15 protein-coding genes are annotated in these 16551 nt (G+C 49.8%); 5 read left to right on the top strand and 10 right to left on the bottom strand.

Features of this window, described 5'->3' with window-relative positions:
- Positions 1 to 10 precede the first annotated feature (10 nt).
- From ACYUJT_RS22525 to ACYUJT_RS22495, 7 genes are all read right to left on the bottom strand, one after another.
- Complete coding sequence (locus tag ACYUJT_RS22525; protein ID WP_460326575.1) at positions 11 to 1786, bottom strand: sensor histidine kinase; 1776 nt, start codon at positions 1784 to 1786, stop codon at positions 11 to 13.
- A gap of 212 nt (positions 1787 to 1998) precedes the next feature.
- Positions 1999 to 2946 carry a radical SAM protein gene (locus ACYUJT_RS22520; RefSeq protein ID WP_460326573.1) on the bottom strand — a complete coding sequence of 316 codons (948 nt, stop codon included), beginning with the start codon at positions 2944 to 2946 and terminating at the stop codon, positions 1999 to 2001.
- Between the two features lie 163 nt (positions 2947 to 3109).
- A complete protein-coding gene (locus ACYUJT_RS22515; RefSeq protein WP_460326826.1) occupies positions 3110 to 4057 on the bottom strand; it encodes a pectate lyase family protein in 948 nt (315 codons plus the stop codon).
- 301 nt (positions 4058 to 4358) lie between these two features.
- Positions 4359 to 5333 carry a class II fructose-bisphosphatase gene (glpX, locus tag ACYUJT_RS22510; protein WP_460326571.1) on the bottom strand — a complete coding sequence of 325 codons (975 nt, stop codon included), beginning with the start codon at positions 5331 to 5333 and terminating at the stop codon, positions 4359 to 4361.
- Between the two features lie 55 nt (positions 5334 to 5388).
- On the bottom strand, positions 5389 to 6186 hold the full coding sequence (locus ACYUJT_RS22505; protein ID WP_460326569.1) for a pyruvate, water dikinase regulatory protein: 798 nt from the start codon (positions 6184 to 6186) through the stop codon (positions 5389 to 5391).
- A 13-nt stretch (positions 6187 to 6199) separates the two neighbouring features.
- Positions 6200 to 6817, bottom strand: coding sequence for a helix-turn-helix transcriptional regulator (locus ACYUJT_RS22500; RefSeq protein ID WP_460326566.1), 618 nt, complete (start codon positions 6815 to 6817; stop codon positions 6200 to 6202).
- A 721-nt stretch (positions 6818 to 7538) separates the two neighbouring features.
- Positions 7539 to 8261, bottom strand: a complete 723-nt coding sequence (locus tag ACYUJT_RS22495) for a thioesterase II family protein (RefSeq protein ID WP_460326564.1) — start codon at positions 8259 to 8261, stop codon at positions 7539 to 7541.
- A gap of 164 nt (positions 8262 to 8425) precedes the next feature.
- Between ACYUJT_RS22495 and ACYUJT_RS22490 the strand changes: the two genes are divergently transcribed.
- From ACYUJT_RS22490 to ACYUJT_RS22475, 4 genes are all read left to right on the top strand, one after another.
- A complete protein-coding gene (locus ACYUJT_RS22490; protein WP_460326562.1) occupies positions 8426 to 9250 on the top strand; it encodes a helix-turn-helix domain-containing protein in 825 nt (274 codons plus the stop codon).
- A gap of 154 nt (positions 9251 to 9404) precedes the next feature.
- Entirely contained in the window at positions 9405 to 10565 is a 1161-nt protein-coding gene (locus tag ACYUJT_RS22485; protein ID WP_460326560.1) for a Gfo/Idh/MocA family protein, read from the top strand.
- Positions 10566 to 10580: 15 nt separating this feature from the next.
- Complete coding sequence (locus ACYUJT_RS22480; RefSeq protein ID WP_460326558.1) at positions 10581 to 11315, top strand: ThuA domain-containing protein; 735 nt, start codon at positions 10581 to 10583, stop codon at positions 11313 to 11315.
- Between the two features lie 33 nt (positions 11316 to 11348).
- Positions 11349 to 12452 carry a Gfo/Idh/MocA family protein gene (locus tag ACYUJT_RS22475; RefSeq protein WP_460326556.1) on the top strand — a complete coding sequence of 368 codons (1104 nt, stop codon included), beginning with the start codon at positions 11349 to 11351 and terminating at the stop codon, positions 12450 to 12452.
- A gap of 101 nt (positions 12453 to 12553) precedes the next feature.
- Here ACYUJT_RS22475 and ACYUJT_RS22470 read toward each other — a convergent pair whose 3' ends face one another.
- Complete coding sequence (locus ACYUJT_RS22470) at positions 12554 to 13192, bottom strand: bifunctional 2-keto-4-hydroxyglutarate aldolase/2-keto-3-deoxy-6-phosphogluconate aldolase (protein WP_460326554.1); 639 nt, start codon at positions 13190 to 13192, stop codon at positions 12554 to 12556.
- A 287-nt stretch (positions 13193 to 13479) separates the two neighbouring features.
- On the opposite strand from ACYUJT_RS22470, the gene ACYUJT_RS22465 reads away from it, so the two are divergent.
- On the top strand, positions 13480 to 14424 hold the full coding sequence (locus ACYUJT_RS22465) for a sugar kinase (RefSeq protein WP_460326552.1): 945 nt from the start codon (positions 13480 to 13482) through the stop codon (positions 14422 to 14424).
- Between the two features lie 59 nt (positions 14425 to 14483).
- Here ACYUJT_RS22465 and ACYUJT_RS22460 read toward each other — a convergent pair whose 3' ends face one another.
- Both ACYUJT_RS22460 and ACYUJT_RS22455 read right to left on the bottom strand, forming a co-directional pair.
- Positions 14484 to 15497, bottom strand: a complete 1014-nt coding sequence (locus ACYUJT_RS22460; RefSeq protein WP_460326550.1) for a LacI family DNA-binding transcriptional regulator — start codon at positions 15495 to 15497, stop codon at positions 14484 to 14486.
- 255 nt (positions 15498 to 15752) lie between these two features.
- Positions 15753 to 16551, bottom strand: a 799-nt coding sequence (locus ACYUJT_RS22455; protein ID WP_460326548.1) for a WIAG-tail domain, incomplete at its 5' end; no start/stop codon positions are given.

Raw genomic sequence — 16551 nt, 5'->3', positions numbered from 1 at the left:
CATGTTCTGATTATAAATACGGCGCCTCCGGCAATTCAGGCGTATCGTCATCCTCCCCGCGATCGACCGGCAGCAGAAGCCGAACCGACGTGCCCCCGCCATAAATACTGGCAATGCGGACGCCATAGCCTTCACCGTACCTAAGCTTGATTCGTTCGTCCACATTTTTCACCCCGTATCCCCCGGCTTGGCTGGGCCCCGTCATAAGCCGGCTGACCTGCTCGGGACGCATGCCTACTCCATTGTCGATAATTTTCAGCTCGATGTTGTTGTTGATACGCCGGCCCGTAATTCGAATCGCGATCGTTTCCCCGAACCAGGCATGCTTGAATACATTCTCAACGAAAGGCTGCAAAATCAGCTTAATGACTTGATAGTTCAGTATCTCAGATTCGACATCGACATGCACGGTAAACGCGTCGGCGTACTTTACGCGCTGAATTTCCAGATACGTCTCGACCTGCTCCAATTCTTTTCCCAAATGGATATTCACATTTCCTTGATTCAGCGTTAATCGGTAAAAACGGGATAGACCCTGAACCATCTCTGTGACTTTGCTGATTTCTCCGAGGTTCGCCAAACTATTGATCGTGGACAGAGTATTATAGAGAAAATGGGGATTGATCTGCGCCTGCAGCGCTTCCAGCTCGGCCTGCTTCTTCTGAATCCCTTGCAAATACACGCTATCGATCAATTCCTGGATGTTCATCGCCATCATGTTGAAAGCTTCGGCAATCCGGACGAACTCGTCATTACCGGAGAAGCGGATGCGTTTCTGGAAATTTCCTTCCTGAAAAGAGCGGACAAGCATGACGATTCGCGTCATTTTTCGTCCATTGAGCCTTGCTACCATGAACCCAATCAAGGTCATCCCAATAAAGCTGATAGCGCACACCCCGAGAATCACCTGCTGCAGCTTCCCGGCGTCTTTCGTCAGATATGCCCTGGGAACGAGCGTTTCGATGGCAAAATCGGTTCCTGGGATAGGCTCATGAAGACGGAGAAAAGCATCGCTGCCGCCCTTCTGTTTCCCCAGTTCAGCTTGCTCGGCTAATTCCGCCGGGCCGCGTTGATAAACCCGCTCCCCCGTCAACTGATGGATCAATCGGACTGTAATCCCTTCTTCCACCGGAAAGGTTGCGAAATTACCGAACAGGGCATCGAGAGGGACGGTAATTCGCACATAGCCGATGATCGCCCCGTAATCGCTGTACGACACGAGCTTGCGGATATGAGATATATTATCCAGTTTTTTATCCGTATCGATTTGCACCCAAAGGTTGTTGCGCTCCGAATTTTTGTACATTTGGTACCAATCGGTTGAATCGATGTCCTGTAAAGGAAGAATGTAATAATCGCTTTGCTTGATCGGTTCGTCCAAATTATCGCCGTTGATAATGATCATGTCGCTGTTTGGAGTGTACAGCATAAAGCGAATGTTGTTGCCGAACAACTGCAGCGGCGATACGATTTGAGGAATCACCTCGTCCATCATCGTCAAATAGATGTCCAGCGGCTCCCCTTTCTTTTGCAATGCTCTTTGAAAAGCCACGCTGCCGAACAGCGTATCCGACATACGCTGAATCTCATCCATTTGGTACTGAATATTGTTCCTGGCCTGCTCCATGCCTGTACGTATGTTCGTTTCCGCCATTTCCGTCCGCGACTCCGTCAGCATCGTATAGGAGATATAACCGATGAGCACGTCGGTCAGCAGTACTAGGAGCAAATAAGGGATCATCATTTTATAGGTAAACGGCACGTAGCGCTTCTTCATGTTGGGCATGCTATGACTTCCCCTTTTAATCTGTAATCTAGCATGAGCTGGTATAATTATCTTATCGTGATCCTCTACGCTTTATTGAATATCAGTTTAACAGGAATAATTGAAATATGTGCGATAAAAAAGACACCGCGGATTCTACAGCCATGAATCGCAGTGCCTCTTTTCGTATTCATTCGAACGTTTCCTTTAACATAACTTCGCCGTTACGCCAATTAATCTTCGGATGGAAATAACGCTTCACGTGCAGGACAAGGCTGCTCGTCCAAAAATTGTTTTAGCGCCGTCGGCATGTCGGTATAGATATCGCGCAGCGAAGTACCCTTATGAATATTGCCAATAATGACGGGATGGCAAAGCTCCGAAATAAGTATATCGCCGTTGCCATGCAGGTGAAGCTGCTTCTTCCCTTCGATACAGTGCGGGAAATATACGCCGGGCTGCTCCTCGAAGCCAAGCTCCGCCATAAACCGGTCCATGCAGGTGAAGTACAATGTCATGTCTTCTTTTCTATGGGCAATGAGCTCGTAAACTGCCTGCTTTAACGTGTCCCGGGCCGCAATGGCTTTCCAACCGCTATGGTTCATGATGATGCTGTTCTGTATCTCATGCGTGCGAACGCCCATATCGTAGACGTGGTTATGAATTTCCTTCATATGACGCTCGTTTTCGCTGAACAGAAGTGTCTCTAACACGGTATCCACCCTAGTTGAAGCAAACATGGTGATGTTATTTCTAATTTTGTGATATATGCTGGGGTGGATATGATAATATCGGGAAAACTCCTCCGCCGTCGTAAAATTGAAGGAAATATGGATCGTCGTTAATCCTGCGCCAACCAGCCGTTCAATCCGCTCCTCATTCAACAGGCTGCCATTGGAATTCAGCTGGGTTTGAACTCCACGGGCCGCGCAGTAGCTTACGACCTCGACGCAGTCCTCATACTTTAAAGTCACTTCCCCGCCGGATAACCTGACTCTCTTCAGGGACGGCAGCTGCTCCAGCAAGGGAATGATTTCCTTCGCGCTGATGCTGCTTCCATCGTTTCTCTGATAAGCGCAGCAATAATCGCAGCGAAAGTTGCAATTAGACGTAACGCCGATTTCTAACCCTTCCAACTCATACTTCAGAGGTTTCTCCAGCTCCAAAGATTTATATTTCATCTTCTGACTCCTTTAATGAAAAATTGGCCAGCTTAATTTTAAAATAACTGCTCCGCGCCGTCTGTGACCCTTCTTACTACGATAACGAAGATAACGGCGTGCTCCAATCAGACAAAAAAACGCGTGACCCTAACGGGTACACGCGTTTAAATAATTCATTCCTTTATTTTCCCACGTTAATCTTGCCCACGCCTGCGTTCGCGATAACATGGCTCTTCACCGTGTTTACCGCATCCAGCGTATAGCTGTATGGTGGAGTATAGCTCGTCGTTGAAGTCGTAGGCATGCTGCCCGTGCTGTTCACGAACAAATTATTTTTCACATCCCAAAATCCTTGCTCCGCGCTATACAGCGAGATGATCGGATCTTTGGAGTTTTCGAATACGTTATGCTCGATGCGGAGCTTGGCTCCCATTCTGGAGTTGATGCCCGTATCGATAATATTGTTGTAATAGTTATTGAACAGATGGCCCTGGCCGAAGCGGAACAGCGGTCCACGAGAATTAATATTCTCAAAGCGGTTATGATGATAAGTGATTTTCCGGTCGTAATTGTCGCTGTCGGACGAGCCGATGAGTGATGTTTTCCAGCTGTCATGGATGTAGTTGTAGGAGATCGTGATATATTGAGCATTTTTCTTCACGTCGATCAGACCGTCGTAATAATCCTTATCGGAATTGAGGGTAGCGTACAACTCGTTGTGGTCAACCCACACGTTATTCGCCGGGCCTTCGATGCTGATCGCGTCTTTGTCGCCAATATTGACATGGTGGATTTTCAAATTGCGGATAATGATATTGTTCGCACGGGTCACTTTAATGCCAATGCCTTCAAATTCAGCACCGGCGCCTGCGCCGAGAATCGAGACATCATTGACGTCTTTGATGCTGATTTTGTCATCCGAGGAGTTGGCCGCCGTAATTTTGCCCGACACATAAATGGTCAGCGGCTGGCTGCCTTTGTTCTTGAGTGCGGTTTGAAGCGCTGCCCCAGTGGTGACGGTGACGGAAGTGCCGCCTGCACCGCCGGTTGTTCCACCGTTCATGGTTGCAAATCCAACATATCCGGGATCGGCCGCTTTCGAAGATGGAAGAGAGAACATGCTTATCATTACTGTCAGTGCCAACAATAAAGCTAATCTTTGTTTCATACTATTCACATCCCTTTTAAATTTATAGTAAGTACAAAAACTAGTAAGCGTTTTCAATTTCCTGGCTGATGGATTGGCCTTGCAACCTCCTTCCCCCTCTTATTCTCCTCATTATCACCTCCTATTTTTCAATTTTACCATAATTTATATATTTTTCTATAATTTATTTAAAAAATTCCTAAAAAACGGGACTATTCTACAAACTGAGCCAGTTGCAGAAATAGTCCCTGTCGATTTTATGTTGTTTAATAGATGCTAGCGCTTAGATGGCGGCTCCTGTCACCGAATTAAACTGCTCCGTGAAATGATGCGTCGTCTGGATGTAACTGATCGTTCTATTCTCGGAACCCATAATAACGGAATGCGTCTCGGCTTTATGCTTCGGCAGGTAGCGTACCCCGTGCAGGAAATCACCAGAGGTGACGCCGGTAGCGACGAACAAGACGTTGTCATGACCGATCATATCCTCCATCCGGAGCAGCTGATCCGGCTTGGATAGCCCCATGCGGATGCAGCGGTTGTATTCCTCGAGGCCGCTTGGAAGCAATCTCCCCTGCATTTCCCCGCCAAGGCATTTCAACGCGGCTGCAGCGAGCACTCCTTCCGGAGCTCCGCCAGAGCCTACATACATATCGACTTCCTTCTCCATGGCGGCTTCAATGGCTCCCATTACATCGCCATGGCTCAGCAGCTTGATCCGGACGCCGGATTTGCGCAGCGCGTCGATCAAAGCCGAATGCCGCTCCCGATCCAGGATCGATACCGTCATATCCGCTAGCGGCTTATCCAATATTCGGGAGGCTTTTGAAAGCGTCGTCTCGATCGGATCATCAAGCGAAAGCTGTCCAGCAAGCGCCGGGCCAACGGCCAGCTTCTCCATATAAATATCTGGGGCATGAAGCAAGCTGCCCTGGGGAGCTGCGGCGATGACGGAGATAGCGTTGTTCAGCCCGTTAGCTACCGTCTCGGTTCCCTCCAAAGGATCGACGGCAATGTCGACTCTCGGTCCGCGGCGGTTGCCGATTCTTTCGCCGATGTAAAGCATCGGTGCTTCGTCCATCTCCCCCTCGCCGATAACTACCGTCCCGTCAATAGCAACGGAATTGAATTTGCTGCGTATTGCCATCGTTGCCGCCTCATCTGCGCTATTCTTATCGCCCCGACCTGTCCAACGCGCCGCCTCAAGGGCAGCCGCTTCCGTAATGCGTGCTAATTCCAGTGCTATGTGACGTTCCATTGTTTCTCCCTCCACCCAATTTTTTTTAAAGGTAATTCAAAAACTCCCCTTTTGATCACAAGTGCTTCATAATCAACCCTGCTGTTTCTTCGATCGCCTTATCGGTGACATCGATCACCGGGCAGCCTAGCGAAGCAAACAATGACTGGGCATATTTCAGTTCATATTCCACTCGCTCAAAAGATGCGTATTCGGCATCATCCGGCAGGCCCAACGCCTTTAACCGTTCTGATCGAATCTTCACTAAATGCTGCGCGTCAATCGTTAATCCGATAATTTTATGGCTGCTGACCTCTCTCAGTTGGCCAGGGGGTGTTAATTCAGGTACAACGGGATAGTTGACGACCTTTCTCCCCTTGTGTGCTAAAAACATGGACAGCGGCGTTTTGGAAATACGCGAAACCCCTAAAATCACGATATCTGCCTTAAGTATTGCGCCTACGTCTTTGCCGTCGTCGTTATTCACGGCGAATTCGATAGCATCTACCCGCTGGTAATAATCCTCATCGAGCTTATGGCCGGGCGTACGCTTCGGCGTATCATTGAATGTATCAACAAAAGCCTGTATCATCGGCCCCATAATATCTACGGCACGAACGTTTAAGCGAACCGCTTCCTCCCTCATTGCTTCCCGCAGCTCGGGCTGAACTAACGTGTATACAACGAAACCTCCGCGTTCAGATACTTCCTCCATCAACCGACTTAACTCTTCTTCATTGCGAACGTTCATGAATCTCTTGATCTCGGTGTTGGGTAATTCGAACTGCTCAAGAGTGGCCCGGACAACCGCTTCCGCAGTCTCCCCGATGGAATCTGAACAGATTGCTATAAAATGAGCTGGAGCCTGATTCATCCCATTCCTCCCACTAATCCTCAGCTATCGTATCTAGCAGCATTTTTATAATATTTGTCTTAGAAATTCGCCCGACCACTTTTACGTCTCCCTCTTCGCCGGTCTCCGCCGGGACGACTACAGGCAAGCTGTCGATTTGATGAGCGATGATTTTCCTTGCCGCCTCGAGCACCGAGTCTTCCGGCGAGACGGTAATGATATTAGGCCGCCGAGTCATGATGAAACTTACCGGCATCGAGGATGCAGTGGCGTTGCCTAGCGTAACCTTGAGCAAGTCCTTGCGGGATACGATTCCCGCCAGCTTTCCCTGCTCATCCGTAACAATCAAATGGCCTACGTTTTCTAGAAAAAGCGAGACGACCGCTTCTTGAATCGTCGTCGTTTCGCGAACGATAACCGGTACGCCGTGAAGATCCCCGACCTTCATATCGAGCAGCCTAAGCTTGCTCTCGTCTTCCGGCGTTCTTCTCTTGCCCAAAAAATATCCTACTTTCGGTTTCGCATCGATATAATCGAGCATGACGAGAATGGACAAATCTGAACGGATTGTCGGGCGAGTCAAATTCAGCATTTCTGCTATGAGATCTCCGGTAATCGGAGCATGCTTCTTTACAATGTCGATAATTTCCAATTGACGGGATGTAAGTTTGATAATAAATCCCTCCGCTTCAGATAGGTTCGCTCCTAGTATAACATTCCTCCATCGTTCATTAGAATGTCATATTGGCGAAATTTGATTCCTCCTTCCCGTAAGAAAAGTTTTATTGTGTATATAATACGTCATATTTAATTATTATTCAATATATAATACGCACTATTTATTGATTTGAATCGATTAATGTGTAAATAAGGAATAGCCAGGATAAGAACGGCCTCTGTTTCCCTCTAGCATACTGCTTCTCAAGGGCGTCTGATCGTTTTTTTCGATTCGGCCAACCCTAACATGCAGTATCAGTGCTGCTGCGTTCCCTCGCTTAATAAACTGGTTTGCTCTTTCATATTTAAAATCTAAATGTATTTTGTACAACTAGTTAGGCTCTTTTATAAAAAATACATGCGTTAAATGTAAAACATACAGTTAGTTTTCCTGGATTAAGCTATTTCGTTGAAAAAGCTTAAAACTAAATGTAGGCTTTGCAGTTAGTTCCCTCTAACACGGCCAATGCTGATGAACTAATTGTATGAAATACATCTAGTTACCTATCCTGATCATCTTGGAATAGTTGGTGGGTGGCGGCCATCCTGCTCCTGGTTTTACTAGGTTATTTGAAATCTAAATGTATTTAATGCAGAATAGGCCGACGCCTTGATGGCCCGGCCATGTTCTTTTATGAAAATAACAAGCTTCATATTTATGATTGCCAAACCAACTGCTGAGCGAGCAATCGCTTCAGAAACAAGGCCACTTGCTCGAAATGCTCATGCAAATAAAAATGACCGCCCGGGAACTGATGCTGCCAAAGCTGTCCTTCGCAGTAACGTCCCCATTCTTCCATCTCCTTTAAATCGACGAAACCATCCTCCGTGCCATTCAGCACGCAAATACTTGTATGCAGCTTAGGCCTTCCGGCCTGCAGGCGGTACGTTTCCACCAGCTTGAAATCGGAGCGGGCAATCGGTATGAAATATTCGGCAAATGACGGATCTCCCAGCAATTCGGGAGGCGTCCCGCCCAAGGAGACTAGCTCCTTGCGAAATTCCGCCTCGGGCAGCAAATGGCGATTGGCTCGCACTTGCATATGGGGCGGATTTTTCCCGGATAAGATCAATATAGCAGGGGCAGGCAACCAAGCCCGTTGAAGCGCACAAGAGAGCTCGTAAGCAACCAGCGCCCCAAGGCTATGCCCGAATAGGGCATACGGAATGCCGTCAGCCAGCTGCGGCTTCAGCATACCCGTAAGATCCGCCACGGCCTCGTCCATATTTTCATATAATGAGTCGTTCGTTCTGCCCCCGCGTCCTGCATACTCGAGAGGAATCAGCTTAAGGCTTGAATCAAAGCACCTGTTCCAACGCAAATAAGATGATGCACTGCCGCCCGCATGCGCAAGGCAGATCAATTTACCGATAGACATAGACTCTCCTTCCGATCCCCACGCGGGAATATTCCATATTTTCCTTATAATAGATTTATTATACTTCAATGTTTTAAAGAGTAACAGGGCAACCTCGATTAGACATTAATTGTACTTCTCGATATGATAAAAGCATGCAATGTTCTAAGCACGGGAGTGAGAGCATGAAATCTTTCTATCAAAATTGGAAGCTCGATTATGAGCTGCCATTAGTTATCCACCACGGGCATAACTTGACGTTCTATGCGCACTATCATTCCGAAATTGAGTTCATTTATGTCGAATCGGGCAGCATTCTCGTCGGCGTAAACGAGGAGAAGCGCCTGCTTACTCAGGACGATATGGTCATTTGCTGCAGCAACGACATTCATTATTTCGAGAGCAAGGATAATTCGCAGGTGATCATTCTCATATTCAAGCCGGAAATGATCAGCCTCTCCGTGAACTGGCCCAATGATTTCAGCTTCGTTTCCCCCTTCATTTCAGGAGGAGACCCGTCATTTAAGCATATCAAGCGGCTGCTTTACGACATGATGGAGGAAAAAGAGAAGGCCAAGCCGGGGTACCAAATGTTCATCAAAGCAGGTCTGCTCGAATTATGCGGGACGCTGCAGAGGCACTCGCCGAGTCAAAGCTTGAACCGCAGCTCGCGGAGCAAACTTGAGTCAAAGCGGGCCAGAATCCAGCAAATTTTATCCTTCATTGAAGAGAACTATCAGGACGACCTATCGGTGGAAATGATCTCGACCCATTTTCAAATGGAGCCGTCTTATTTCTGCCGCACCTTCAAACGCGCTGTGGGTATGAATTTCAAAACTTATCTCAACACGATTCGCGTGCTCAAGGCGGAACGCAAGCTGATCAGCAGCGATGCCAGCATCATGGATATTGCGCTGGAATGCGGCTTCAACAGCATCCGTACGTTCAACCGGGTCTACAAGGAACTAAAAGGCTGTGTTCCTTCCAGCTCGCGCTACGGCGCCTCTTAATTTGAATATCCCTGCAGCGCAGCTTCAGGAATGTAAATGCACTTTATTTTAAAGTGCATTTTTTGTCTATCAATAAGCATAAACTGGCGAGAGATTCATCCAAGTAATTTCTATAATAATAGTGAATTCAATTTATTATCGATGGAGGGATACAATGAAGCAGCTGCGCGTCGGAATGATTGGCTACAAATTTATGGGAAAAGCACACAGCAACGCTTACCGGACTCTGCCGATGTTTTTTCCTGAGGCTATGAAGCCTGAAATGACCGCTCTATGCGGAAGAAACAAAGAAGCCGTAACCGAGGCTGCGGCACAATTGGGCTGGTCTGATGTCGTAACGGACTGGAAGGATCTGATCGCGCGTGACGACATTGACTTGATTGATATCAATGCCCCTAGCGATGCACATAAAGAAATCGCGCTCGCCGCGGCTAAAGCGGGAAAACATATTTTCTGCGAAAAACCACTCGCGCTGACGTTAAGCGACGCCCGCGAAATGCTGCAGGCGGCGGAGGAAGCCAAGGTCGCCCATATGATCGGCTTCAATTACCGCTTTTCGCCGGCGGTCAAGCTGGCCAAAAAGCTCGTGGAGAGCGGCAGACTCGGCAAAATTTATCATTTCAGAGCCTGGTTTCTGCAGGACTGGATCATGGATCCGGAATTCCCGCTCGTCTGGCGGTTGCAGAAGGAAATTGCCGGCTCGGGCTCACATGGCGATCTCGGCGCCCATTTGATCGATCTCGCCCACTACTTGGTCGGAGACATTCACGAAGTCATCGGGATGAGTGAGACTTTCATTAAAGAACGCCCGATCGCCGAGGAAATGACGGGATTAAGCGCCAAAGGCAGCAAGGATGCTCCGAGGGGCCCAGTCACTGTCGATGATGCTACGCTCTTCCTGGCGCGGTTCGCCAACGGCGCACTCGGCAGCTTCGAAGCAACCCGCTTCGCGGCAGGACACCGGTCGACCAATTCATTTGAAATTAACGGCAGTCTGGGCAGCGTAAAATTCGACTTTGAACGGATGAACGAGCTGGAAGTGTATTTTACCTCTGATGAAGAGGATGTCCAAGGGTTCCGGAGAGTATTGGCTACGGATCCGGCCCATGAATATGCTGAGGCTTGGTGGCCGCCTGGACATACGATCGGCTTCGAGCATACATTCATTCATGAAATATTGGAACTAACGAACGCTCTTCGGGAAGAGAGGCTGCCGCAGCCGAATTTCCGCGATGGCGTGAAATGCCAGGCTGTCCTGGAGGCCGTGGATCGCTCCATCGACGAGCGCCGCTGGGTCGAAATCTCGGATATGTAAAGGAGACATAGAGATATGAAAAAGGCATTAATCGTCTGGGGCGGCTGGGACGGACACGAGCCGGAGCAAGTCGCAGGCATCTTCGCAAACATCTTGCGAAATCATCAATTCGACGTGGAAGTCGCAGATACATTGGAAGCGTATGCAGATGCAGAGAAGCTGATGGGTCTTGACCTGATCGTGCCCGTATGGACGATGGGAGAAATCCCGCAGGCATACGTCAACAACGTATCGGCGGCCGTGCAGAACGGAACTGGACTCGCCGGCTGCCACGGCGGCATGTGTGACTCCTTCCGCCACAACGTAGACTGGCAGTTCATGACGGGTGGACAATGGGTAGCCCATCCGGGGAACGACGGTGTGGAGTATATGGTAGAAATCAAACAGTCCTCCAGCCCGCTTGTCACTGGAATGCAAGATTTTAAAGTGGTCAGCGAACAGTATTACCTGCATGTGGACCCGGCGGTCGAGGTGCTGGCAACAACCCGTTTCCCTGTGGCGGACGGCCCTCACCGGTTGAACAAAGCCGTCGATATGCCGGTCGTCTGGACGAAGCACTGGGGAATCGGACGCGTATACTACAATTCCCTTGGCCATCACGCAGACATCGTTGCGATGCCCCAGGTTACCGAGCTGATGACCCGCGGTCTGCTCTGGGCAGCGGAAGGCAAGCAGCTCGCTAAAGGGATGTATGACGACCAAGCACTCAAGCAGCAAAATCACTATACCGGCATGGGCGACAGCCAATAAACCGCCAGCTGCACGGAAGAGGAGATGCGTATCATGGACAGTATGAAGGTAGGCATTATCGGCTGCGGTAAAATCAGCAGCATTTACATGGAGAACTGCAAGAAATTCAGCGTCCTGGAGCTCGCAGCCTGCGCTGACCTGGACCTGAGCCGGGCCCGGGAGCAAGCGGAGAAATACGGCATTCCCCGCGCCTGTTCCGCCGATGAGCTGCTTGGAGACCCGGAGATCGACATCGTTATCAACCTGACGATTCCAGCCGTGCACGCCGAGGTAAGCCTCAAAGCTCTAGAAGCCGGCAAACATGTGTATGTGGAGAAGCCGCTTACCGCTACGCTCGAGGAAGGCAGGCTCGTGCTGGATACGGCGAAGAGGCTCGGCCTTATCGTCGGCAGCGCTCCTGAGACCTTCCTCGGTGCCGGCATTCAAACCGCCCTCAAATTGATCGAGGACGGCGTGATCGGCCGCCCAGTGTCGGCGACAGCCTTCATGATGAGCCGTGGGCACGAGTTCTGGCATCCGGATCCGGAGTTTTACTATGCGCAAGGCGGAGGCCCAATGTTCGATATGGGACCATACTATTTGACCGCCCTGGTGCAATTGCTTGGACCGATTCATTCCATTGCCGGGATGACGGGTAAAGCGAAGGAAGAGCGAATCATTACGAGCGAGAAAAAATATGGAAAAATGATTCCCGTCGAAATTCCGACCCATGTTGCCGGCACGCTCCGTTTCGAGAACGGCGCCATCGGTACCCTGATTACGAGCTTCGATATCTTTGGCGGCAGCAGCCTTCCGCCAATCGAAATCCACGGGACGGAAGGAACGCTGCTCGTGCCTGATCCGAACACGTTCGGCGGGCCGGTGAAATACCGCAAAATCGGAGAAGCCGAATGGACAGAGCAGCCGCTTCTTCCAGGCTATACGGAGAACAGCCGCGGAATTGGCCCGGCAGACATGGCCTATTCCCTGCTTCGAGGCCGTCCGCACCGGGCGAGTGGAGAACTTGCTTACCATGTGCTCGAGGCGATGTGGGCGTTCCATGAGTCGTCCGATTCAGGCCGTTATTACGAGATGCACAGCCGTTGCGAGCGCCCCGCAGCTCTTCCGGCCGATCTTGCGCCTTATACGCTGGATTAACTTATAAATTAAACGACAAAGGAACAACAAAATCGGGCAAGGGATGCGTTTATCCCCTGCCCGATTTTTGGCTGCTGCCTTATTTTCTTCGTACGCCTATCTTATGATTGGATCTCCCGGAACTTGGCCACGTATTTGGCCGCCAGCTCGGCGATCAAATCGTAACGCCCTTCCTTAGCAGGTGCCGTCAAGTTCCCGCCGATTCCCACGGCAACGCACCCGCTGCGTACCCACTGCTCCATGTTGTCGAGGTCGACTCCGCCGGTCGGCATAATGTTCACATGCGGCATCGGGCCTTTGACGGCTTTGATATAACCCGGATCGAAGTTATTGCCTGGGAACAGCTTCAGTACGTCTACACCAAGCTTCAAAGCTTCCTTCATTTCATTGAGCGTCATGCAGCCAGGCATATAAGGTATGCCGTACAGATTGCACAACTTGCCCGTCTCCTCATCAAAAGAAGGGCTCACGACGAACTCGGCTCCCGCCAATATGGCGATTCTCGCAGTGATCGGATCCAGCACCGTTCCCGCACCGATCACGGCCTGCCCTCCGTATTCCTTAATCAGCCGTTTGATCACCTCGTCGGCGTCCGGCGTCGTAAAAGTAACCTCAATATTGTTCAAGCCGCCTTCGATACAAGCCTTGGACATTTGGTAGGCTGACTCCGCGTCGTCACCGCGGATTACCGCTACTACGCCCAGCTCCGTAATATTTTGCAGCACTTTTATTTTCTTCATCGCCATCTTCCTCTCGACTAAACTTTTTTATCTTATTTATCTTGCCATTTACTATTATCTACATCATATTAAACAACAATCCTGCTGTAAATGCACTATATTTCTCGAATAATTATCGTTTTTACGCTAATACTCACGTTTTTTATGGAATTTCTGTGTCGAGGGATGATTCAACAATTCCTTTATTGTACAAAACCGATTTATGTGTTAATTTCAAGATAACCGATATTCTTGATTTACGCCAAATAATTTCTTCATCTCACAATTAGGTTTAGGAGGAAGCACAAATGAACAAAAAGCTTGACGTAGTCACTTTTGGCGAACCGATGGCCATGTTTTACGCCAATGAACCCGGGGAATTGCATAAAGCGCTTTCTTTCTCCAAGGGAATGGCCGGCGCCGAATGCAACGTCTCCGTCGGATTATCCCGTTTGGGCCATTCCGTAGGTCTAGTCACCAAGCTCGGGGAGGACAACTTCGGCCGTTTCATTACCGATACCCTGAACAAGGAGAACATCGATACCTCCAACGTAAAATTTACGAATGAATATAGAACGGGTATGCTGGTCAAATCGAAAGTACTGACGGGAGATCCCGTCGTGGAATATTTCCGCAAAAATTCAGCTGCCTCCACAATCAGCTTGTCCGATTTTAACAGTGATTACTTCGCATCCGCCAAGCATATGCATGTGACCGGCATTTTCCCGGCCGTATCGAAATCTTGTCATGAATTCGCCCTTCACGCCATTGATTTCATGCGTGCCCAGGGAAATACCGTATCCTTCGATCCGAATCTGCGCCCTTCTCTATGGCCGGATACCGAGACGATGGTGCAAGCCATTAACGACTTGGCCGCCCGCTCCAACTGGGTGTTCCCGGGCGTTAGCGAGGGCAAGCTGCTGACGGGTCATGATAAGCCGGAGGATATTGCCGATTTCTACCTGGAGCGTGGTGTTTCGCTCGTCGTAATCAAGCTTGGACCAGAAGGCGCTTATTTCAAATCTGTGGACGGAGAAGGGTACGTTTCGGGCTTCAAGGTCGAGGAAGTCGTGGATACCGTCGGAGCGGGAGACGGCTTTGCTGTCGGCGTCATCAGCGGATTGCTGGAGCAGCTGCCGCTGCAGGAAGCCGTCCGGCGCGGCAATGCGATCGGTGCCATTAACGTCATGTCTCCAGGAGACATGGACGGTCTGCCTGACCGGGAGAAGCTGCAGAAATTCATGGAGCAATAATTTCCGATCATATAAAAGAAGAACATGCCCCTCGTTAAAGGGCGCATGTTCTTTTTTATTTATATTTTTAGCACGGATTGCCCCTGCTGCAGCACCGGCGGGAAACGGTAGGTAATCGGCAGCTCCGTCCCCTTCTGCTCGATCGAAGAGAGCAAAATTCTCGCTGCCTGCGAGCCCATGTCGTAAGCCGGCTGGGATATCGTCGTAATGACCGGATTGTAGATATGCGCAAATTCCGCATCATCGATACCGATCACGGACAGCTGGCCGGGAATCCGCAGGCCCGTCTGATTGGCGAACTTCAAAATTTCGGCCAAGACAATATCATTGCCTGCCAGCAGCGCTGTAGGCGGTTTAGGCAGCGCCAGCAGCTCTTCAAGCACCGCGGCTATATTTTCTTTTGGGGCATGGCAAATATAAGCTTCATCAACCGGAAGGCCGAGCTCCTCCATCGCTTTTTTATATCCGCTGATCCGCTCCTTGCGAGGTGTGATAGCGTATTCGCCAAGCGGAAGTGACAGGATCGCAATCCGTTCATGCCCATGGCTAGCCAGTTCCTGTATCGCGATTTTCGCCGCAGCTTCGTTATCAAGCAGCAAGCTTTGCGTCGTAATGCCCTCAACGAGCCGATCCAGAAATACAAGCGGGAGCTTCATGTCCATCACTCTGCGATAGGAGCTATTGCCGTTGCCGGTCGGGAACACGATCAGGCCATCGACCTGGCGCGCGGCCAGCATCTCGATATATTCGCGCTCTTTTTCCGGGCTTTCGTCGGCGTTGCAAATGATCACTTGCGTTTTATGCTGCTGCAGCTCATTTTCGATGGCGCGTATGCATTTGATCGATAGCGAGTAATCGATATTAGCCACGATGATGCCGACCATGAAGGTCCGATTCTGCTTTAGGCTTCGGGCAAGCCCGTTAGGCTGGTACTTGAGATCTTCAATAACCTCGCTAATCCGCCTTCTCGTATCCTCGCTCATATATTGATATCGTTCGTTCAAATACTGGGAAACCGTGCTTTTAGAAACCCCGGCTCTTTTGGCCACATCTTCGATTGTCGGCTTTTTCATCAACCTTCTCCGCTCCTTGTCCAACCAGCTGAGGAACAATACTCATCGGATATCGTCACTCAATTCATCCATGTTACTAAAAAAGTATACCTATCTTTTAGTAAATAATCTATAGCTATAGTTCGTTTATGTCTAAATCCCTTGCCTAGCTACCATAGAATCGCCAAAAAGCCAACCAGAGCAAAAAAAGGACATCTGCTTCCAGATGTCCTTCTCGACTCATTCCCTTATGTCCTAGTATCCCAATCGTATACGTTAGCTCAGACCGCCTACGGCGATCCATGTCACGAATCCGTAATTTTTCGAACTGGACTTCAATCTCGAGATTTCAAGAATCGCTGAATCAGGCGCTTGCGATTTCAATGAAACGCAATACCCTGGGTTATTAGACATCGCCACGATGACATAATGGGCATGGGCAAAGGGTTCCTCAAACAATACCATCACTTCCGTGGACTCTTCGTGATTCTGAAGAAGAAATGCAGCCATTCCAAACTGCTGTACCGTCGGTTGATTACGTGTGGAAATCACGGGCGAAACCGACATATGCTCCAGTTGAACCGCACCCTGCTTAATATGCTGGCCCTCGATCGCACCTGTGGACAAATGTTGGCTTTGAACCAGCTCATCAGCCAAGTGATAGCTCTGGACGGCTCCTGTCTGCAAATGCGACGTCCCCACGGATTCTCCTTGCAGCACAGCCCCGTCTACCGCACTGAGCTGCAAATGTGCGCGGCTGATCGAACCAGCAGCCAGATCACTTCCCTTCACGCCGCCCTCCGGAAGCAATCCTTCCTGCTGCAGTTCAGCGGACAAGTGCTCCACTTTCACCGCGCCAACACCGATATGATGGGAGACTACCGCTCCTTCCGCGATGTGGCTGTCTGACACGATGCCTTCACCCAGATGGTAGGACTCCACCTGACCAGCAGCCAGATGATGACTTTGGACCAGTTCGTCAGCCAAGTGATAGCTCTGGACGACTCCTGCCTGCAGATGTGCTTCCCCCACGGACTCTTCCTGCAGTACCTCACCGTCTACTGTGCCTGGCTGC

It is taken from the genome of Paenibacillus sp. YSY-4.3, from assembly GCF_054767475.1.
Note: the sequence above shows the minus strand (reverse complement) of the source record. Positions and strands in the feature narration are given on the sequence as shown.

Bases quoted from the DNA above. Each gene is read 5' to 3' on its own strand.
- ACYUJT_RS22515 (WP_460326826.1), bottom strand. From the start codon at position 4,057: ATGATAAGCATGTTCTCTCTTCCATCTTCGAAAGCGGCCGATCCCGGA.
- ACYUJT_RS22480 (WP_460326558.1), top strand. From the start codon at position 10,581: ATGAAAAAGGCATTAATCGTCTGGGGCGGCTGGGACGGACACGAGCCG.
- ACYUJT_RS22475 (WP_460326556.1), top strand. From the start codon at position 11,349: ATGGACAGTATGAAGGTAGGCATTATCGGCTGCGGTAAAATCAGCAGC.
- ACYUJT_RS22485 (WP_460326560.1), top strand. From the start codon at position 9,405: ATGAAGCAGCTGCGCGTCGGAATGATTGGCTACAAATTTATGGGAAAA.
- ACYUJT_RS22490 (WP_460326562.1), top strand. From the start codon at position 8,426: ATGAAATCTTTCTATCAAAATTGGAAGCTCGATTATGAGCTGCCATTA.
- ACYUJT_RS22470 (WP_460326554.1), bottom strand. From the start codon at position 13,192: ATGAAGAAAATAAAAGTGCTGCAAAATATTACGGAGCTGGGCGTAGTA.
- ACYUJT_RS22505 (WP_460326569.1), bottom strand. From the start codon at position 6,186: ATGAATCAGGCTCCAGCTCATTTTATAGCAATCTGTTCAGATTCCATC.
- ACYUJT_RS22520 (WP_460326573.1), bottom strand. From the start codon at position 2,946: ATGAAATATAAATCTTTGGAGCTGGAGAAACCTCTGAAGTATGAGTTG.
- glpX (WP_460326571.1), bottom strand. From the start codon at position 5,333: ATGGAACGTCACATAGCACTGGAATTAGCACGCATTACGGAAGCGGCT.
- ACYUJT_RS22465 (WP_460326552.1), top strand. From the start codon at position 13,480: ATGAACAAAAAGCTTGACGTAGTCACTTTTGGCGAACCGATGGCCATG.
- ACYUJT_RS22525 (WP_460326575.1), bottom strand. From the start codon at position 1,786: ATGCCCAACATGAAGAAGCGCTACGTGCCGTTTACCTATAAAATGATG.
- ACYUJT_RS22460 (WP_460326550.1), bottom strand. From the start codon at position 15,497: ATGAAAAAGCCGACAATCGAAGATGTGGCCAAAAGAGCCGGGGTTTCT.
- ACYUJT_RS22495 (WP_460326564.1), bottom strand. From the start codon at position 8,261: ATGTCTATCGGTAAATTGATCTGCCTTGCGCATGCGGGCGGCAGTGCA.